Annotated in this window: 15 protein-coding genes; 3 read left to right on the top strand and 12 right to left on the bottom strand. The window is 72.3% G+C overall.

Features of this window, described 5'->3' with window-relative positions:
- Window positions 1-40: 40 nt before the first annotated feature.
- The 6 genes from AC3WSN_RS07535 to AC3WSN_RS07510 all read right to left on the bottom strand — a co-directional run bounded on the left by AC3WSN_RS07535 (window position 41) and on the right by AC3WSN_RS07510 (window position 5,820).
- Window positions 41-976 carry a dihydrodipicolinate synthase family protein gene (locus AC3WSN_RS07535; RefSeq protein WP_492537031.1) on the bottom strand — a complete coding sequence of 312 codons (936 nt, stop codon included), beginning with the start codon at window positions 974-976 and terminating at the stop codon, window positions 41-43.
- Between the two features lie 115 nt (window positions 977-1,091).
- Window positions 1,092-3,368, bottom strand: a complete 2,277-nt coding sequence (locus AC3WSN_RS07530) for a xanthine dehydrogenase family protein molybdopterin-binding subunit (RefSeq protein WP_492537029.1) — start codon at window positions 3,366-3,368, stop codon at window positions 1,092-1,094.
- A gap of 174 nt (window positions 3,369-3,542) precedes the next feature.
- Window positions 3,543-4,586, bottom strand: coding sequence for an FAD binding domain-containing protein (locus tag AC3WSN_RS07525; protein ID WP_192711317.1), 1,044 nt, complete (start codon window positions 4,584-4,586; stop codon window positions 3,543-3,545).
- Window positions 4,583-5,077, bottom strand: a complete 495-nt coding sequence (locus AC3WSN_RS07520) for a (2Fe-2S)-binding protein (RefSeq protein WP_042673359.1) — start codon at window positions 5,075-5,077, stop codon at window positions 4,583-4,585. The genes AC3WSN_RS07525 and AC3WSN_RS07520 overlap by 4 nt, the downstream gene beginning before the upstream one ends.
- A gap of 116 nt (window positions 5,078-5,193) precedes the next feature.
- Window positions 5,194-5,424: a hypervirulence associated TUDOR domain-containing protein gene (locus AC3WSN_RS07515; protein ID WP_492537026.1), complete on the bottom strand. Its 231-nt coding sequence runs from the start codon at window positions 5,422-5,424 to the stop codon at window positions 5,194-5,196.
- Between the two features lie 132 nt (window positions 5,425-5,556).
- Window positions 5,557-5,820, bottom strand: a complete 264-nt coding sequence (locus AC3WSN_RS07510) for a hypothetical protein (protein ID WP_492537024.1) — start codon at window positions 5,818-5,820, stop codon at window positions 5,557-5,559.
- Between the two features lie 146 nt (window positions 5,821-5,966).
- On the opposite strand from AC3WSN_RS07510, the gene AC3WSN_RS07505 reads away from it, so the two are divergent.
- Window positions 5,967-7,211 carry a sensor histidine kinase gene (locus tag AC3WSN_RS07505; RefSeq protein ID WP_492537022.1) on the top strand — a complete coding sequence of 415 codons (1,245 nt, stop codon included), beginning with the start codon at window positions 5,967-5,969 and terminating at the stop codon, window positions 7,209-7,211.
- A gap of 120 nt (window positions 7,212-7,331) precedes the next feature.
- Window positions 7,332-8,447, top strand: a complete 1,116-nt coding sequence (locus AC3WSN_RS07500; RefSeq protein ID WP_210332068.1) for a hypothetical protein — start codon at window positions 7,332-7,334, stop codon at window positions 8,445-8,447.
- 26 nt (window positions 8,448-8,473) lie between these two features.
- Here AC3WSN_RS07500 and AC3WSN_RS07495 read toward each other — a convergent pair whose 3' ends face one another.
- Window positions 8,474-9,367, bottom strand: coding sequence for an AraC family transcriptional regulator (locus AC3WSN_RS07495; protein ID WP_492537019.1), 894 nt, complete (start codon window positions 9,365-9,367; stop codon window positions 8,474-8,476).
- 97 nt (window positions 9,368-9,464) lie between these two features.
- Here AC3WSN_RS07495 and AC3WSN_RS07490 point away from each other — a divergent pair, with 97 nt between their 5' ends.
- Window positions 9,465-10,211 (top strand): SDR family oxidoreductase, encoded by a 747-nt coding sequence (locus AC3WSN_RS07490; RefSeq protein WP_492537017.1) that lies wholly within the window; start codon window positions 9,465-9,467, stop codon window positions 10,209-10,211.
- A gap of 709 nt (window positions 10,212-10,920) precedes the next feature.
- On the opposite strand, the gene AC3WSN_RS07485 is transcribed toward AC3WSN_RS07490, so the two are convergent.
- The 5 genes from AC3WSN_RS07485 to AC3WSN_RS07465 all read right to left on the bottom strand — a co-directional run bounded on the left by AC3WSN_RS07485 (window position 10,921) and on the right by AC3WSN_RS07465 (window position 16,862).
- Window positions 10,921-12,630: a DEAD/DEAH box helicase gene (locus AC3WSN_RS07485; protein WP_192711311.1), complete on the bottom strand. Its 1,710-nt coding sequence runs from the start codon at window positions 12,628-12,630 to the stop codon at window positions 10,921-10,923.
- A 9-nt stretch (window positions 12,631-12,639) separates the two neighbouring features.
- A complete protein-coding gene (gene cobF / locus AC3WSN_RS07480) occupies window positions 12,640-13,428 on the bottom strand; it encodes a precorrin-6A synthase (deacetylating) (protein WP_192711310.1) in 789 nt (262 codons plus the stop codon).
- A gap of 49 nt (window positions 13,429-13,477) precedes the next feature.
- The gene (locus tag AC3WSN_RS07475; RefSeq protein WP_492537014.1) at window positions 13,478-14,416 is read right to left on the bottom strand and encodes an ornithine cyclodeaminase family protein; all 939 of its coding nucleotides are present in this window, start codon (window positions 14,414-14,416) and stop codon (window positions 13,478-13,480) included.
- Window positions 14,417-14,557: 141 nt separating this feature from the next.
- Window positions 14,558-15,679: a DSD1 family PLP-dependent enzyme gene (locus tag AC3WSN_RS07470; protein ID WP_492537012.1), complete on the bottom strand. Its 1,122-nt coding sequence runs from the start codon at window positions 15,677-15,679 to the stop codon at window positions 14,558-14,560.
- A gap of 43 nt (window positions 15,680-15,722) precedes the next feature.
- Window positions 15,723-16,862, bottom strand: a complete 1,140-nt coding sequence (locus tag AC3WSN_RS07465) for a pyridoxal-phosphate dependent enzyme (protein WP_492537010.1) — start codon at window positions 16,860-16,862, stop codon at window positions 15,723-15,725.
- Between the last annotated feature and the right edge of the window lie 62 nt (window positions 16,863-16,924).

Genomic DNA, 16,924 nt, shown 5'->3' with positions numbered 1-16,924 from the left:
CTGCGCAAGGCCCCGGCCGTCCGGCCGGGGCAGGGGTATCCTAACCCGCGAGCCGCGCCCGCGCGTCGGTGCGGGCGAGACGCGCCAGCAGGTACTCGACCTCGGCCTTCGCGGTGGCGGTCAGCGCCTGCGAGGGCTTGCGCTGCGCGTCGGAGGCGAAGATGCCCCGCCGCATGAAGACGTATTTGCGCACCGCGAGCCCCAGCGGGCCCTGCTGCTGCTCGTAGCGGAGATAGGGGAGGTGGGCGTCGAACAGGTCGTGGGCGGCGTCGCGCTCGCCGGCCCGGCCGAGGCGGACCACATCGACCAGCATTTCCGGGAAGGCGTAGCCGGTATTGGCCCCGTCGGCGCCGCGCTCGGTCTCGAAATCGAGGAACAGGCCGCCGTTGCCGACCAAGATCGAGATGTGGCGCATCGACCCGTCGCGCTCAAAGCCGCGCAGCGTCGAGATCTTCTCCAGCCCCGGCCAGTCCTCGTGCTTGAGCATCACGCAGGACGGGTTTTCCGACACGATCCGGCGGATCACGCCCGGCGTCATCTGCACCGAGAAAGTGAGGGGGTAATCCTGCAGGACGAAGGGCACGTCCGTCCCGATCGCCTCCACGGCGTTGCGGTAGTAGCCAACGACTTGATCGTCGGTGCGCAGGGTGTTGGGCGGCGCGATCATCACGCCGGCCGCGCCCAGCTCCATCACCTCCCGGGCCAGCGACCGCATGGCCGCGAAGCCCGGCGCCGTGACGCCGACGATCACCGGCAGCCGGGTGCGCCCAAGGACGCGCCGCGCCACCGCGATACCCTCCGCGTGGTCGAGCTTGCCGGCCTCGCCGAGCTGGCCGAGGATCGTCAGACCGTCGACGCCGGCCGACCCGAAGAAGTCGGTCATCCGGTCGAGGGAGACCTCGTCGATCCGGCCGTCCGGATGGAACGGCGTCGGTGCGATCGGTACGACGCCGCCGATATCACAGGTGAGGGGCATGCCGGTCTCCGCGCTGCTGCGGCGGCCGCCGGCCGCCGGGTGGCATGCCCCATACTAAAAAATCCCGGGCGACGCGATGCGTCCGGGACGGGCTCCAGGCGATCGATCCGTTCGCTCAGCCCAGCAGCTTGTCGAGGGTGATCGGCATCTCGCGGACCCGCACGCCGGTGGCGTGCCAGATCGCGTTGGCGATCGCCCCCACCGTGCCGGTGATGCCGATCTCGCCGACGCCCTTCACGCCGAGGTTGTTCACCACCGCGTCGTCCTCGTGGACCAGGATCGCCTCCATGGCGGGCACGTCGGCGTTCACCGGCACATGGTACTCGGCGAGGTTGTCGTTGAGGAAGCGGCCGGTGCGCGGGTCCATCTCGGCCCGCTCGTGGAGCGCGAAGGACAGGCCCCAGATCATCCCGCCGTAATACTGGCTCTGGACGAGGCGCGGGTTGATCACCCGGCCGGCCGCGAAGGCGCCGACGAGGCGGCTCACCCGGATCTGGCCGAGATCGGGATCGACCTTCACCTCGGCGAAGACCGCGCCGTGGGCGTGCATGGCGTACGACGCCTGTGCCGCCGGATCGGCGCCGGCCTTGCCCTGGCCCTCGATGCTGGCCCGGCCGGCCCGCCTGAGGATGTCGGTGACGGATTCGCCCCGGCTCGGGTCGTCGCGCCGAGTCAGGCGCCCGCCCGCGGCGCTCACGCCGGCATTGCCGGCGCCGTAGAGCGGGGAGGCGGGGTCGTTGGTGGCCAGTTCCGCGAGCTGCCGGATCACGTCGGCGGCCGCCGCGTGGATCGCGCCGCCCGCCGTGGCGGTGTGGCCAGAGCCGCCCGCGATGCCGGCATTCGGCAAGTCGGACGAGCCCATCCGGAAAGTGAGGGCGTCCATCCCGATCCCGAGCCCGTCGGCGGCGATCTGGGCCAGCGCCGTCCAGGATCCCTGGCCCATGTCGATCGCCCCGAGCTCCACCGTGCCGGTGCCGTCGGCGCGGATCTCGGCCCGGGCCATGCCTTCGAAGATCAGCGCCGGGAAGGTGGCGGTGCCCATGCCGGTGCCGACCAGGAACCCGTCCTTGTCGCGCGTCTGGCGGGGCTGGAGCGGGCGCCCGGCCCAGCCAAAAACCTCGGCGCCGCGGCGGTAGCATTCCCGCAGGGCCTTCGAGGAGAACGGCTTGCCGGTGAGCGGCTCGACCTCGGCGTAGTTGGCGAGGCGGAAGTCCAGCGGGTCCATGCCGAGCTCATGGGCCATCTCGTCCAGCGCGCTCTCCAGGGCGACGCTGCCGGTGGCCTCGCCGGGCGCCCGCATGAACAGCGGCGTGCCGGTGTCGAGGCGCACGGCCTCGTGCCGGATGGCGATGGCCGGGCTCGCGTAGAGAGTGCTGGTCGCCCGACCGGCCGGCTCGAAGAAATCGTCGAAGCTCGACGAGGCGGTGCGGATGTGGTGGTCGAGGGCCGTCAGCTTGCCGGACGCGTCGGCGCCGAGCCGGAGTGTCTGCCGGGTCGGTCCGCGATGGCCCATCGGGCCGTACATCTGGGTGCGGGTCGGCACGAGCTTCACCGGACGGCCCACGAGCTTCGCCGCCATGCAGGCGAGCACCTGCGGCCCGGCGGGGACGCCCTTCGAGCCGAAGCCGCCGCCGAGATAGGGGCTCTCGATGTGGATGTCGTCGGGGCTGATGCCGAATAGTCCGGCGAGCCGGGCCTGCGACATGGCGAGTGCCTGGGTCGGCATGAACAGCGTCAGCCGGTCCCCGTCCCAGCTGGCCACCGCCGCGTGCGGCTCCATGGCGTTGTGGTACTGGGCCGGCGTCTCGTAGGTGGCGGCGATCGTCTTCGACGCGGACGCGAGCCCGGCCTCGACATCGCCGTCCGTCTCGACCGGCGGCGCGCCGACGCCGACCGAATCCGGCGTGAAGGCCTCGCCGGAATCGAGCCCGATCCGCGGCGTCTCGGCCGCGTAGGTCGGGGCGAGCAGCCGGGCGCCCTCGGTCGCTGCTTCCAGGGTCTCGGCGATCACCACGGCGATGGGCTGGTTGGCGTAGCGGACGCGATCGTTCTGCAGGAGGTCGAGGCGGAAGGTGAACGGGCCGTCCTTGGCGTCCGGATCCTTGGCGAGCGTCGGGGCGTGCCCCGGCCGCATCACCGCGACGACGCCGGGATGCGCCTCGGCGGCGGCCACGTCGAGGCCGGTGACGCGCCCCTTCGCGATCCGGGCGACGCAGAGCGCCGCGTGGAGGGTTCCGGGCGGCAGGTTGTCGGCGGAGAAGCGGGCCTGGCCCGTCACCTTGAGGGGGCCGTCGCGCCGGGTCAGCGGCTGGCCGATGCTGGAGCCGTGCCGGATCGGGCCGGCGGGGAGGTTCGAGGCGGGCGTGTTCGATGGCGTGGAGGTCGCGGTCATGCGGGTCTCCTCAAGACGGGTTCCGGTTGAAGCCTTCGGTTGCGGTGACCCGCTCCGTCATCACGGGCGGCGCGAAGTGACCCAGGGCAGCGCGACATCGAAGGTCGCGGCGTCGCCTGGGCTGCTTCGCGCCGCTCGCAAAGACGGCGCCGGCGCCGTCGACCGGGGGCGGGGTCAGACGATGCCGAACGGGGAGGCGGGGAGCGCCGGGATCCGGGCGGGCGTGCCCGCGGCGGCCTGGCTCAGGGCGCGGATCGCCACCCGGCGGGCGAGTTCGATCTTGAAGGCGTTGGCCTCTCCGGTGGGCTTGGCGCCGGCGAGCGCCGCGTCGGCGGCCTTCGCGTAGGCCTCGGGGGAGGGCGCCTGTCCGGCGAGCGCGGCTTCAGCCTCCGCCACCCGCCAGGGCTTGAGCGCGAGCCCGCCCAGGGCGAGCCGGGCCTGCCCGATCCGGCCGCCGGCCTCCAGGGTCAGGGCGGCCGCCGCCGAGACCACCGCGAAGGCGTAGGAGGTGCGGTCGCGGACCTTGAGGTAGCGGGCGTTGGCCCGGAAGGACGCCGCCTCCGGAGGTAGCCGCAGGGCGATGATCAGCTCGCCGGGCCGCAGGGCGGTCTCTCGCTCCGGATGGTCGCCGGGCAGATGGTGGAAGTCCGTGAGCGGCACCTCCCGGGCGCCGTCCGGCCCGGCGATCTCGACCACCGCGTCCAGGGCGGCGAGCGGCACGCAGAAGTCGGACGGGTGGGTGGCGATGCAGTGCTCGCTCCAGCCCTGGACGGCGTGGATGCGGGTGGCGTGCCCCAGGGCCGCGCAGCCGGAGCCGGGCGCGCGCTTGTTGCAGGGCGAGACCGCATCGGTGAAATACTGGCAACGGGTGCGCTGCATCAGGTTGCCGCCGACCGTGGCGGCGTTGCGCAGCTGCGCCGAGGCGCCGGCCAGCAGGGCCTCGGCCACCATCGGGTAGGCCTTGGCGAAGGCCGGATCGTGGGCGAGATCGCTGTTGCGCACCAGGGCGCCGACCCGTGCGGTGCCGTCCGGCAGCCGCTCGATCGCCGAAAGGCCGGGGAGGCGGCTGATGTCGACGATCCGCTCCGGGGTGGCGACGCCGCCCTTCATCAGATCGACCAAGTTGGTGCCGGCGGCGAGATAGGCGGTGCCCGGCTGCTGGCCGGCCGCCACGGCCTCGGGCACGCTCGCGGGGCGGATGTAGTCGAAGGTCCTCACGCCGCGTCCTCCCGCTGCTCCGAGGTCCGGGCGGCCGCGTCCTGCACGGCGTCCAGGATGCCCGCGTAGGCGCCGCAGCGGCAGAGGTTGCCGCTCATGCCCTCGCGGATGCGCTCCGGATCGGTGCCGGCCTGGCCCTCGCGGATCAGACCGACCGCACTCATGATCTGGCCGGGGGTGCAGAAGCCGCACTGGAAGCCGTCATGGGCGATGAAGGCCGCCTGGACCGGGTGCAGCCGGTCGCCCTCGGCAAGCCCCTCGATGGTCAGGATCTCGGCGCCGTCGAGGCTCGCGGCGAGGGTCAGGCAGCTGTTGATCCGACGCCCGTCCACCAAGACCGTGCAGGCGCCGCACTGGCCGCGGTCGCAGCCCTTCTTGGCGCCCGTCAGACCGAGGCGCTCGCGCAGGAGATCGAGGAGGGTAACGCGCGGATCGTCGAGGGCGATCTCGCGCGGCTGCCCGTTCAGGGTGAGCCTGAGGGGAATGGTCATGCGGGGGTCCCGGCTTCCAAGGCTGGAACCGTTACAGATAGCCGCCGCCACGCTCCCGGCGAGACCTTAAGCAGAGAGCGATGTGCGCAAGATCACGGCAGGCGCAGGTTGCGGGCTTATGCTGACTTGACCGTGACTTCGGAGGCCGACTTCAGCACCGTCTTGCCCTTGGCGGTCTTGATTTCCAGGGCCGGCTCCGCCTTCGAGGCCTCGCGCTTCACCGTGTTGCCCTTGATGGTCTTCTGGACGTCCTGCGTGTGGACCTTGGTCACCGCGCCCGAGACGGTGCCCTTGCCCCATCTGTAGGTGACGTCGTCCCCGGTCTTCACCTTCGCCTTGGCGGTCATACGCGTCTCCATCGTGGATGCGGGGAAAGGCGCCCGGGGGCGGGCGCGTTCCCGGGTTTCCACGGCCGGGATGCCGCAGCCGGAGCGACCCAGTTCCGCCCGGCCTGCGCCTCGACCAATGTCACCCGCCCCTCAGCGCCCGACCTCCCGACGTAAGGCTGTGACCATCGTCTCGACCGCCGCCTGCGCGGTGTCACCGAGGTCGATATCGTTCTCGCCGGCGGTGACGAGGCCGCGCTCCTCCAGCTCCTTCACGCCCTCCGGATCGGCCTCATGGCCGGCGCCGTCCCGGCGAATCACCGAGGTGACTTTTTCGCCGCTGACGAGGCGATGATAAGCCGCAAAGGCAAAGATCGAGAGGGCCTTGTCGGTAAGTCCGTTCAGGTCGTCGGCCATGCGTGCGTTCCTCGCGTCGTGCTCACGGACGAACGCCGAACGGGGCCGGGGGGTCCGGACGGCGGCAGGGGTGCGACGACGGGTGCTCCCCTACGAGCGGCGACGCTTCGCGCCGGGGCCGCCTTCCTGCTACTCTGTCACCATCCATGAGTGCGAACACCGACCAGACCGAAGTGGAACCGAGCCCCGAGCCGCACCGCGCGCCCGCGCCGCCCGATCTCGACTATCGCCTGCGCCAGCAGGCGATCCTGTCGGAGTTCGGCGTCGAGGCCCTGCGCGGCACCGATGTCGATCACCTGCTGCAGCGGGCCGCGGAGCTGTGCGCGCAGGGCATGGGCGCCGAGTTCTGCAAGGCCCTCGAATATCGGCGCGGCGCCGACACCCTGCTGGTCCGGGCCGGCGTCGGCTGGGGGCCCGACGTGATCGGCAAGGCCCGGATCGGGGCGGACCTCGCCTCCCCGGCGGGCTTCGCCCTCAAGACCGGCCGGCCGGTGATCTCCAACCACCTCGCCGACGAGACCCGGTTTCGCACCCCGCAGCTCATGGCCGAGCACGGCATCCGCCGGGCGATCAACGTGCTGATCGAGAACCGGGACGGCGCCTTCGGGGTGCTGGAGGTGGACGACACCCGCGAGGGCATGTTCGAGGAGGCCGACATCGCCTTCATGCAGGGCTTCGCCAACCTGCTCGGCGGCGCCATCGAGCGCCAGCGCACCGAGAGCCTGCTGCGGGCCGCCCTCGCCCGCCAGGACCTGCTCGCCCGCGAGATGAGCCACCGGGTCAAGAACAGCCTTGCCATCGTGGCGAGCCTGCTGGCCCTTCAGGCCCGGGCCGCCGAAGACCCGGCCGTGCAGACGGCCCTGGCGGATGCGCGCAGCCGCGTCGAGGCGATCGCGGGCGTCCACGACCAGCTCTGGCGGCAGGGTGACAAGGACGGCGACAAGGCGGAGGGTGAAGGGGAGGGGGTCCCGGGCGAGCTCGACCTCGCGCCCTTCCTGGAGAAGCTGGTGGCCAACCTCGCCAGCGGCGTTCCGGGTCAGCGGCTCGCCTGCACGGCCTGTCCGCAGCGGATCTCGGCCGACCGGGCGATTCCCATCGGCCTGCTGGTCAATGAACTCGTCACCAACGCGCTCAAATACGCCTACCCGCCCGAGACGCACCCGGCGGGCGGCGAGATCCGGGTCCGCGCCGAGCGTCGGCCCGAGGGGCTCGTGGTCGAGGTTGCCGACGACGGAATCGGCCTGCCGGCGGGGTTCGAGATCGGGCGCAGTTCGAAGAGCCTGGGTATGCGGGTGGTCGGCAGCCTCACGCGCCAGCTCGGCGGCAGCCTGACGATTCCGGCCCGGGAGAAGGGCGCCTGCTTCCGTCTGGAGGTGCCGCTTGCCGGTTGAGCGCGCCGCCCGGCCGGGGCGGGGACTGGACAAAGGCCCTGCCCCGTCGCGATCCGGGCGCGACGGTCTCGGCGCGACTGGGCGCGGGCGTGAGTGGATGCAGTGACCGGGCTCAGGACGATGGCGGCGCTCCTCGCCGAACGGCTCCACGCCTTCCGGAGCCTCGGCGACAATTGCGAGTTCGGGTTCGTGCAGCGCTACGGCGGGGTCGAGCCCTCCGGCCTGCTGCGCTTCTCCTACACGCCGATGGCGGACCTGATCCGCGGCCTGCGCTGCGGCTTCGCGGATTTCGGCGTGCCGGGGGACCTGCGGCTCTCCGTGAGTTCCGGCGGCACCTATTACTGCCACAGCGTGGCCTACAACATCTGGGCGAACACCGGGCACCCGGCCGGCTCGATCGAGCCGGAGGTGCTGCTGGAGCGGGAATACGGCCGGCTGGCCCATCTCAAGCGCAAGATGCTGGATGACCTCGCCGACGGCTCGAAGATCCTGGTGCGCAAGGTCGGCCGCGACGAGCCCGAGGCCGACTTCGCCCGTCTCGCCGAGGCGGTCTGGGCGCACGGGCCCTCGACGCTGCTGCGCGTGACCGAGGCCGGCCCGGACTGGGCTCCCGAACCGGCCCGGCGCGTCGCCGACCGGCTGATCGCGGGACAGGTCCGCCGCTTCGCGCCGGTGGAGCAGGCCTGGGACGTCGACCTCGAACCCTGGATGCACCTCGTGGACAGCGCCTACGCGCTGGAGCGCGGCGCGGCGCCGACCCGCCTCGACGCCGCCGCCTTCCCGGAGGCGCTGCGGCTGCCGGGGCGCCTGCGCCGGCATGTCGGCCGGCACCGGGCGACGGCGCTCAGCGCCTACACGCGGGCGGTGGACCCGGCCGGCCTCCGCGCCGACACGGTCCACGTGTTCTCGAGCTGGGTGTGGATCCCGGAGGATTTTGCCGGGGACCGGGTCTTCGCGGCGGCCGGCTATGCCCGGCTGGGCTGGCGGGATGCCGACCTGTCGCGGCGCCGGTGCTGGCAGCGCGTCTGGGCGGCAGGGCGGCTGCGGCCCGACGCGACGCGCGAGCCCGTCGGGCTCGGCATGATCGGCACGCGGCGGGACGGGTTCTGGTCCGCCGGGGCGCGCTTCGCCGAGGGGCCCATCCCGGGAGATGAGCCGGCGCCGGATCTGCCGATGCCGCCGTTCCGGTTCCCGGGCCGGGATCTCCTCGGCCGGCTGCGGCCGCGGTTCCTGTAAGAGCAGACGCTCCGCTCTTTCGCCCCTCAAGCTCCCCGCGCGTAGAGGGCGGGCGGCGTCCCCACATGGCGTGTGAAGGCCACGCTGAACGTGCTGGCGGAGCTGTAGCCCACCCGTCCGGCCGCCTCCGCGACGGTGATCCCGTCCCGGCGGAGGAACGCCTTGGCCAGCGCCATGCGCCAGCCGGTGACGTAGGCCATCGGCGCGACCCCGACCGCGCGCTGGAACCGGTCGAAGAAAGCGGACCGCGAGAGCGCGGCCTCCCGGGCGAGGGCGGCCACCGTCCAGGCCTGAGCCGGCCGGTCATGGATGCATCGCAGGGCGGCGGCGAGATGATCGTCGTGAAGACCGCGCAGGAGCCCGGCCGATGCGGACGGACCCGCGGCCGAACGCAGCGCCTCGATGAGAAGAACTTCGAGAAGCCGCCCTAGGATCGCCTCCCGACCTGGCCGGTCCGAGCGCGTCTCGTCGTTCACGAGTTCCACCAGCGCGATCAACCGCGGCTCGCCGCGCACATGCACATGGTGCGGCAGGAGCGAGACCAGCAGGCCGGCGGCGTCCGAGGCGAAGGCGCAGTGCCCGACCAGCATCCGGATGTCGGGCTCGGCGTGCTCCTGCCCGAGCTGGAACAGGCCGGGACTCGTCTCGACGCGCGCCGTCGGCGCGTCTGCTGGCGGCGGCTCCAGACTGGAGACCGCGAAGGCGCGGGCCGCCGGAACCAGGATGAAGTCGCCCGCTTCGAGCACGATCGGCGCGCATCCCGCCACGTCCAGACGGCACCGCCCCTCCAGGATCGCGCCGTAGAAGGGCCGGCCGGCATCCGCGCGCGTCACCCGCCACGTGCCGCCCGCAACGACGCGCTTCGCGATGTCGGGCTCGGGCCGGAGCAGCCCGACCATCTGGCTCAGGGGATCCGTCATATCTGGACGATCGCAAATGTGATCCGGACTTTCAATCATAGATCGTCCGGCTTTGGCCGCCTACTCTCGGGGCGCCACCGTCCGGAGATCATCGTCCATGTGCACCATCCTCATCACCGGCTGCTCGTCCGGCTTCGGCCTGGAGACAGCCCGCTTCTTCCTCGACCGGGATTGGTCGGTCGTCGCCACCATGCGGACGCCGCGCCCCGACATCCTGCCCGTTTCTGACAGGCTCCGCGTCCTGCCGCTCGACGTGACGGAGGCGGACAGCATCGCGGCGGCGGTTGGCGCGGCGGGCACGATCGATGTCCTCGTCAACAACGCCGGCGTCGGCCTGCTCAACGCCCTCGAGGGCGTGACACCCGACAGGGCCTACGCGGTCTTCGCGACCAACACGCTCGGGACCATCGCGGTGACCCGGGCGGTGCTGCCGCAGTTCCGGGAGCGGCGCTCGGGCGTCATCGTCAACGTCACCTCGGCCGTGACGCTCCGGCCGCTGCCCTTCCTGTCGGTGTACACGGCCAGCAAGGCGGCGGTGAACGCCTTCACCGAAGCGCTCGCGACGGAACTGGAACCGTTCGGCATACGCACGCGCTTGGTCATCCCGGGGCGGGCCCCCGACACGGCATTCGGCGAGAACGCCCGCGCCCGCATGGGGATGGACATTCCCGAGGCCTACGCGGACCAGGCAGCGACGCTCTTCGCCGGAATGCGCCGTTCCACTGAGCCCCTGACACGGCCGCTGGACGTGGCGGCCGCGATCTGGCGGGCGGCGACCGATCCGGCTTGCCCGATGCGCCTTCCGGCCGGCGCGGACGCCGAGGCCTGGGCCGCGGCTGCCTGACGTTGCTTCGCTTTCGGCGTCGAACGAGATCCAACGGCCTGCCTCGGGGAGGGCGGGCCGGGCAGAGGACGGCCGGGCGCGCCGATACGGGCCATCCGCGCCGATCGCGCGTCCACGCGGGTCGAAGTCCGCGCAGCCGAGGCCAGCGGACGGGCGAGCGTGGCGCGTTCGCGGGGAGGGGGCCCGGACCGCCCTCGCCCGGTCCGGCTGGCAGGGACCAGCCGGTGGTCCGCGGTCATCACCGCCCGAGGCGAACCCAGCATAGGCCGGTCATCCACCCTGTCGCGTCGAGGATCGAGGCGCGACCGGCTCCCAGGCATCGGTGTCTCAAAGGCACGGATAGCCGCGGTCACGAAGCCTCCGGCGGGAGCCCGCCATGTATCGTTCGTCTTTTATTCTTTTTTTGTTCCAAGGATGACAACTCCGTACCGGCTCCAGCAACCCTCGCGCGCCTTTCTCCATTATTCGCATAAGATATATTATGGAACATTAGGATCGATTGGATCGGGCGAGGGGGCTGGCATGCCAGTTTGGTCGCCAGATTGCGAGCCCCGCTGAGATGCCGCTTCGTACCGTGTCCAGTTCCGTGCAGCACGACCTCCAGACGACGCGACTTCGGCGTTGCCAGGTGTGCCGCCCTGATCGAGCCCCGATCGGGTGAGGGCGGTCCGAGCCCCCTCCCCGCGGCGGCTTGCACCAATGCGTGGTCTCACGCGGCGCGGCTCGCCAGGCGGCGCACATCGCCGAGGATCCGGCCGTCCTGCGTCCGACAGTCGATGTGCTCCGACAATCGGCCGGACCGGATCCGGATCGCCGCCGGCCGGGCCAGAAGCGCGGCGCGCTCCAGGAATTCCGCGGCGCGCATCGGCGCGTCCCGGCCGCCGCCGAGACCGCGCCACCAGGACACCGCCTTCTCCCGCTCGTAGCCGCTGCGCTCGGGCCGCAGGCGGACGCGCCACGCTGCCTCGGCGGGGCCGTCCCGCCAGCCGAGGACGAGGTCGAGCCCGTCCGGCGCGGCCTCAAGCTTCAGGGCCGTGACCGGATGCCAGACGGCCTCGTGCCAGCCGGTCTCCGCCATCGGGGTAGGGCCGGCCGGTTCTGGACCGGGTCGGCCGGGGTCCGCCGAGAGGATCGCCAGCTCGTCATCGGCTGCGGCTTCGTGCGGCGCCTCGGCATCCGGGTCTGCCTCCGGCTCGATCCAGCAGGCCTCGCAGGTGGAGGCGTTCAGCGCGATCAGGGCGCCGCAACCGGGGCAGGGCTTGGCGCGCGAGGCCCCTGCCCCGCCCAAGCCCTGGGTGGCGCTCCGCACCGTCACGGCGTCCACGGGCCCGTGCATCCGCACCAGCCCGGCATAGTCGAGGATCAGCGCGTTTTCCTTGCCCGGGGCGCGGCGCAACGCCCGGCCGACCTGCTGCACGTAGAGCCCGGTGCTGCGGGTCGGGCGCAGCAGCGCCACCAGATCGACCTCGGGCACGTTGAAGCCGGTGCCAAGCACACCGACCGAGGTCAGGCAGCGGATCTGTCCGGCCCGGAACGCCGCCACGATCCGGTCGCGCTCCCGGCGGGGTGTCTCGCCCGAGACGCTCTCGCAGGAGTACCCTTCCGCCCGCACCGCGTCGCGCACGGCGTCCGCGTGGGCGAGCCCGGCGCAGAAGGCGAGCCAGGCCCGTCGGGAGCGCCCGTATTCCGCGAGTTCCGCGACCGCTGCGCGGGTGATCCAGTCGCGGTTGACCGCCGCCTCCAGCTCGCCGGGGATGTAGTCGCCCCCGCGCCGGCCGACCCCCGACACGTCGAGCTGGGTGAGCGTCGCCTTGGAGACGAGGGGCGCCAGGAAGCCGTCCCGGATCAGCGTGAACGTGTCGGCCTCGTAGGCGATGCCGGAAAACAGCCTGTGCTCGCCTTCGTCGAGGCGGCCCGAATCGAGCCGGTAGGGCGTGGCCGTGAAGCCCGCCACCCGCAGCCCGGGTGTCAGCGCCCGCAGGCCGGACAGGAAGCGGCCGTAGCGGGTATCGGCGGCGCGGGGGATCAGGTGGGCCTCGTCGACGATCACGAGGTCGCGGGCTCCCACCGCGTCGAGCCGGTCGGCCACCGACTGGATGCCGCAGACCAGCACCTGCGCTCCGGCCTCGCGCCGCCCGAGCCCGGCCGAGAAGATTCCGGCCGGCGCCTCCGGCCAGGAGCGGGTCAGTTCGGAAAAATTCTGGGCGACCAGCTCGCGGCTGTGGGTGACGATCGCCACCCGGGCGAGGGGGTTTTCGTCCAAGACCTCCCGGGCGAGGGCCGCGATCACGAGCGCCTTGCCGGCGCCGGTGGGCAGCACGATCAGGTGGCCGAGCGCCGCGTCGTCCGCCCCTCCCCGCGCCCAGGCGGCCGAGAGCGCGTCGAGGCTGGCGCGCTGATAGTCCCGCAGGCGCAGCATGGCGGCGGTCTAGCCGGCCGCGCCGGCGCTGTCCGTGGCGGCGCGGTCACGGCGCAGCAGGTAGATGTCCATGATCCAGCCGTGCCGCGCCCGGGCCTCGGCACGGACCCGGCGAATCTCGCCGCCCGCGTCGCCCAGCCGGCCGGAGACCAGGATTTCGTCCGGGCTGCCGAGATAGGCGCCCCAGTAGATCGTCAGGTCCGGGTCGAGATGCGCGAAGGCCGGGTCGCCGTCGAGCATCACCACGACGCTCTCCGCCTCCGCCGGCCACCCCGCGGCGAGGCGACGGCCGGTCGTGATCAGCACCGACCCGCCGATGCCGTTCAGCGGCACGCCGTGGCGGGCGGCGAGGACCTGCACGCTGGACAGCCCGGGCACGACGAGGCGCCGGAACGGCACCCGTCCGCGGGCCAGGATGTGGTCGAGGATGCGCAGGACGCTGTCGTAGAGGGCCGGGTCCCCCCAGGCCAGGATCGCCCCCACCTCCCCGGCCCCGAGATGGGCCGCGAAGGCCGCCTCCAGCCGCTCGGCCCGGGCCGCGTGCCAGGCCTCGACGGTGCGCCCGTAATCGGCCGGGCGGCGCTCCCGGGGCGGGTCCTCGACCGTAACGACCCGGTGGGGTTTTCGGATATGGGCCGCGCAGATCCGGCGGCGGATCTCGACGAGGTCGGCGGTCTCGGCGCGCTTGTCGAGGACGAACACCGCGTCGACGTCGGCGAGCGCCCGCACCGCCTGGAGGGTCAGGTGCTCGGGATCGCCAGTGCCGATGCCGATGACCCGGATCTGCCTGTCCTGCATGCCGTCCTGTCCTCCGCCGGGGCGGGGGGAGGGCCGGCGCCGGCCTCCCCTACAAGCGCGCGTCGGCTTTGGCGAGGATCGCCCGCGCGATGGTCAGGTCCTGCAGGGCGATGCCGGAGGAATCGAACACGGTGATCGCATCCGGATGCGCGCGCCCCCCCTCCCCGCTCCGCAGCACGTCGCCGAGCGCCGTGAGGCCTCCTTGAGCCTGCGCGGAGGCGTGCTGGAACTCGCCGATGGTGCGCGACTGCTCCGGCAGGTCGCAGAACAGGGCCGCCCGCTCCAGCAGGGCCGGGGGCAGCTCCTGCTTGCCCTTCGCGTCCGCGCCCATGGCGGCGACATGGGTGCCGGGACGGACCCGATCGGCCTCGAACAGCGGCGCCCGGGCCGGCGTTGCCGTGACGATCACGTCGGCCGCTTCGCAGGCCTCCCGGGCGGAGGCCGCCCGCACGTCGAGCACGGACGCCCCCTGCCCCGCCAGGCGCTCGGCGAAGCCCGCGACCTTGGCGGGGTCCCGGGCAACGACCAGCACCGTCCTGATCGGCAGGACCCGGGCGAGCGCCGCGCACTCGAACTCGGCCTGGTTGCCGGCCCCGAACACGGCGAGCACCGCGGAATCCGGCCGCGCCAGGACGCTCGCCGCCACCGCGTCGGCGGCGGCGGTCCGGTAGGCGTTGACGCGGCCCGCCTCGATCACCGTGTCGACCCGGCCGACATCCTGGTCGAACAGCAGGATCACCGAATTGTGCCGCGGCAGGCCCCGGTCGGGGTTGCCGGGCCAGAACGAGCCGACCTTCAGGCCGGCATAGTCGGCCGTGGAGCCCGACTTGATCGAGAACCGGTTGGCCGGCTCCGAGCCGTGGCCGAGCACCGCCGGGAACAGGGTGGTGCCCGCCGCCACCGCGGCGATCAGCGCCTCGCGAGCCGCGTCGAACGCCATGGCGTGATCGACCAGGGCGGCGGATTCCTCCTCAGAGATGAAGCGCATGGATTCAGGGACCTTCCAAGTCATGGTTTCAAAAGGTCGAGACCTTTGCGGGTGCAGGGCAGAGCCCTGCCCTCGGGCGGAGCCCGATGTCGGGGCGCCGCCCCGACATCCCGCCGAAGGGCTTCAGCCCTTCGGAATCCCCTACAGGGTCATGCCGCGGGCGGTGACCGGCCAGATCGCCTCGACCCGGCCGTTCCGCACGCCGACATACCAGTCGTAGACGTTGACCGTCGGGTCGCAATGGCCGGGGATCAGCTTCAGGCGCTCGTTGAGCTTCAAGACGTTGCCGGGGTCGCTGATCACCCCGTGCTCGTCCGAGCACTTGATGTACTCCACGTCGTCCCGGCCGAAGACCACCGGCAGGCCGCTGTCGATGCTCTGCGCCTTCAGGCCGGCATCGCAGATCGCGACGTCCGCCTTCGCCTTGCTCATGATCGCCGTGTAGATGAACAGGCTGTTCTCGAAATCCGCGATCGGCCGGCCCTCGGCGTCCTTCACCCGCTGGTAGTCCGCGTCCATAAAGACGTAGGAGCCGCATTGCAGCTCGTTGTAGACGCCGCTGCCGCCCTCCATGGCGAAGCTGCCGGTGCCGGCCCCCGCCACGATGGCGCAGTCGAGGCCCGCTCCCTTCAGCAGGTCGACGGTGCGCCGGGTCTCGTCGATCGCCGTCTGGATCAGGGCCTTGCGCTCGCCGAAGTCGCGCACGTGCTGAGCCTTGCCCTGGTAGGCCTGCAGCCCCGCGAAGCTCAGGCCCGGCGACGCCGCGATCTTCTGCGCGATCGCCACAGCGGGCTCGCCCGGGGCGACGCCGCAGCGGCCGGCGCCGACGTCGATCTCCACGAGGCACTCCAGGATGACGCCGTACTTGACCGCCGCCGCCGAGAGGTCGTCGACATTGCCGAGGTCGTCGACGCAGACCAGAACGCGCGCTCGGGTGGCGAGCGCCGCGAGCCGCTCGATCTTCTTCGGCGCCACCACTTGGTTGGAGACCAGCACGTCGCGGATGCCGGCGCTCACCAGCGCCTCGGCTTCGCTGACCTTCTGGCAGCAGACGCCGCAAGCCCCGCCCCGCTCGATCTGCAGGACCGTGATGTCGGACGATTTGTGGGTCTTGGCGTGCGCCCGGTGGCGCAGGCCGTGCTCCTTTATGAAGCGGCCGAGCTTGTCGACGTTGCGCTCGAGGGCGTCGAGGTCGACCAGCAGGCAGGGGGTGTCCACCTCCTCGACCGGCATCCCGACGGTGGCGGGAATGTTGTTGCGCATGGTGTGTCCTCCTGATCGTGCGGATCTCGTGGCGGGGCCTGGATTACGGGGCGAGGCCCAGAAGCTCGGCGATGCGCGGCGTCGCCTTGATGCCGGTGCCGGTGAGCACCACCACGGTGGTCTCATCGGGCCGGATCGCGCCGCGCGCGGTGAGATCGGTGAGCGCCGCCGCCGCCATGGCGCAGGTCGGCTCGACGTAGAGGCCCGATCGGGCGAGCTCCATCAGGGCCGCCTCGATGGCATCCTCGGAGACCGCCACGGTGCCGCCGCCGGAGCGGCGGAGCGCCGCCAGCACCTCCCGGCCGCGGACCGGCTGGGCGATCGAGGCACCCTCCGCGAGGGTCGGGCGGGGCGTCACCGGCAGGAAATCCTCCGCGCCAGCCTCGAAACCCGCGTGCAGGGGCGCGCAGTGGGCCGGCTGGACCGCGTAGAGGCGCGGCAGGCGGGCGATCTCCCCCCGGCGCAGCAGCTCCGAGAAGCCGATATCGCAGCCGAGGATGTTGCTGCCGGCCCCGCACGGGATGATCACGGCGTCGGGCGCGGTGAAACCCAGATCCTCCCACAGCTCGTAGGCCAGCGTCTTGGTGCCCTGGAGGAAGTGGGCCTGCCAGTTGTGGCTGGCGTAGAAGATCGACTCCGCCTGGCCGACCGCGGCGTCGGCCGTGTCCTGGCGGGAGCCGGGGACCAGCTCGACTTCGGCGCCGGCGGCCCGCATCTGGACGGTCTTGGCCGGCGAGGTCGAGGCCGGGACCAGGATCTTGGCCCGCATCCCGGCCGCGGCCGCGTAGGTCGCCACCGCGGCGCCGCCGTTGCCGGAGGAATCCTCCAGCACCGCGTCGATCCCCTGCTGGCGCAGGATCGACAGCATGACGGACGCGCCCCGGTCCTTGAAGCTGCCCGAGGGCGCGAACCACTCGAGCTTGAAATGGGCGTGGCCGCCGCGCCAGGGCCGGCGCACCAGCGGGGTGCAGCCCTCCCCCAGCGTGACCGGGTCGGCGACGGCCACTGGCAGGGCGGCAGCGTAGCGCCAGAGGGAGCGCTGGCCCGTGTCGATCTCCGCCCGCCCGATCCCCGGCAGGTCGGTGATCATCAGCGGACCGCCCGTCTCGGAGCGCCAGCGCGGCGTCTCGATCGGGTAGGTCGTCCCGGTCGCGGGGTCGAGATAGGCGGGAGACGAGGGCATCGCGGCTCGGGTTCCGGGGTGGTTCGGAAAGAGAATACAAAATAATCTGCAACGGCGCGCCC

Source organism: Methylobacterium sp. FW102-HT35C08, from assembly GCF_058790235.1.
This window is presented reverse-complemented; position numbering and strand designations above follow the sequence as displayed.

Excerpts from the sequence above, each read along its gene's own strand:
- AC3WSN_RS07535 (WP_492537031.1), bottom strand. The coding sequence starts at position 976 with ATGCCCCTCACCTGTGATATCGGCGGCGTCGTACCGATCGCACCGACG.
- AC3WSN_RS07530 (WP_492537029.1), bottom strand. The coding sequence starts at position 3,368 with ATGACCGCGACCTCCACGCCATCGAACACGCCCGCCTCGAACCTCCCC.
- AC3WSN_RS07520 (WP_042673359.1), bottom strand. The coding sequence starts at position 5,077 with ATGACCATTCCCCTCAGGCTCACCCTGAACGGGCAGCCGCGCGAGATC.
- AC3WSN_RS07515 (WP_492537026.1), bottom strand. The coding sequence starts at position 5,424 with ATGACCGCCAAGGCGAAGGTGAAGACCGGGGACGACGTCACCTACAGA.
- AC3WSN_RS07510 (WP_492537024.1), bottom strand. The coding sequence starts at position 5,820 with ATGGCCGACGACCTGAACGGACTTACCGACAAGGCCCTCTCGATCTTT.
- AC3WSN_RS07505 (WP_492537022.1), top strand. The coding sequence starts at position 5,967 with ATGAGTGCGAACACCGACCAGACCGAAGTGGAACCGAGCCCCGAGCCG.
- AC3WSN_RS07500 (WP_210332068.1), top strand. The coding sequence starts at position 7,332 with ATGGCGGCGCTCCTCGCCGAACGGCTCCACGCCTTCCGGAGCCTCGGC.
- AC3WSN_RS07495 (WP_492537019.1), bottom strand. The coding sequence starts at position 9,367 with ATGACGGATCCCCTGAGCCAGATGGTCGGGCTGCTCCGGCCCGAGCCC.
- AC3WSN_RS07490 (WP_492537017.1), top strand. The coding sequence starts at position 9,465 with ATGTGCACCATCCTCATCACCGGCTGCTCGTCCGGCTTCGGCCTGGAG.
- AC3WSN_RS07485 (WP_192711311.1), bottom strand. The coding sequence starts at position 12,630 with ATGCTGCGCCTGCGGGACTATCAGCGCGCCAGCCTCGACGCGCTCTCG.
- cobF (WP_192711310.1), bottom strand. The coding sequence starts at position 13,428 with ATGCAGGACAGGCAGATCCGGGTCATCGGCATCGGCACTGGCGATCCC.
- AC3WSN_RS07475 (WP_492537014.1), bottom strand. The coding sequence starts at position 14,416 with ATGCGCTTCATCTCTGAGGAGGAATCCGCCGCCCTGGTCGATCACGCC.
- AC3WSN_RS07470 (WP_492537012.1), bottom strand. The coding sequence starts at position 15,679 with ATGCGCAACAACATTCCCGCCACCGTCGGGATGCCGGTCGAGGAGGTG.
- AC3WSN_RS07465 (WP_492537010.1), bottom strand. The coding sequence starts at position 16,862 with ATGCCCTCGTCTCCCGCCTATCTCGACCCCGCGACCGGGACGACCTAC.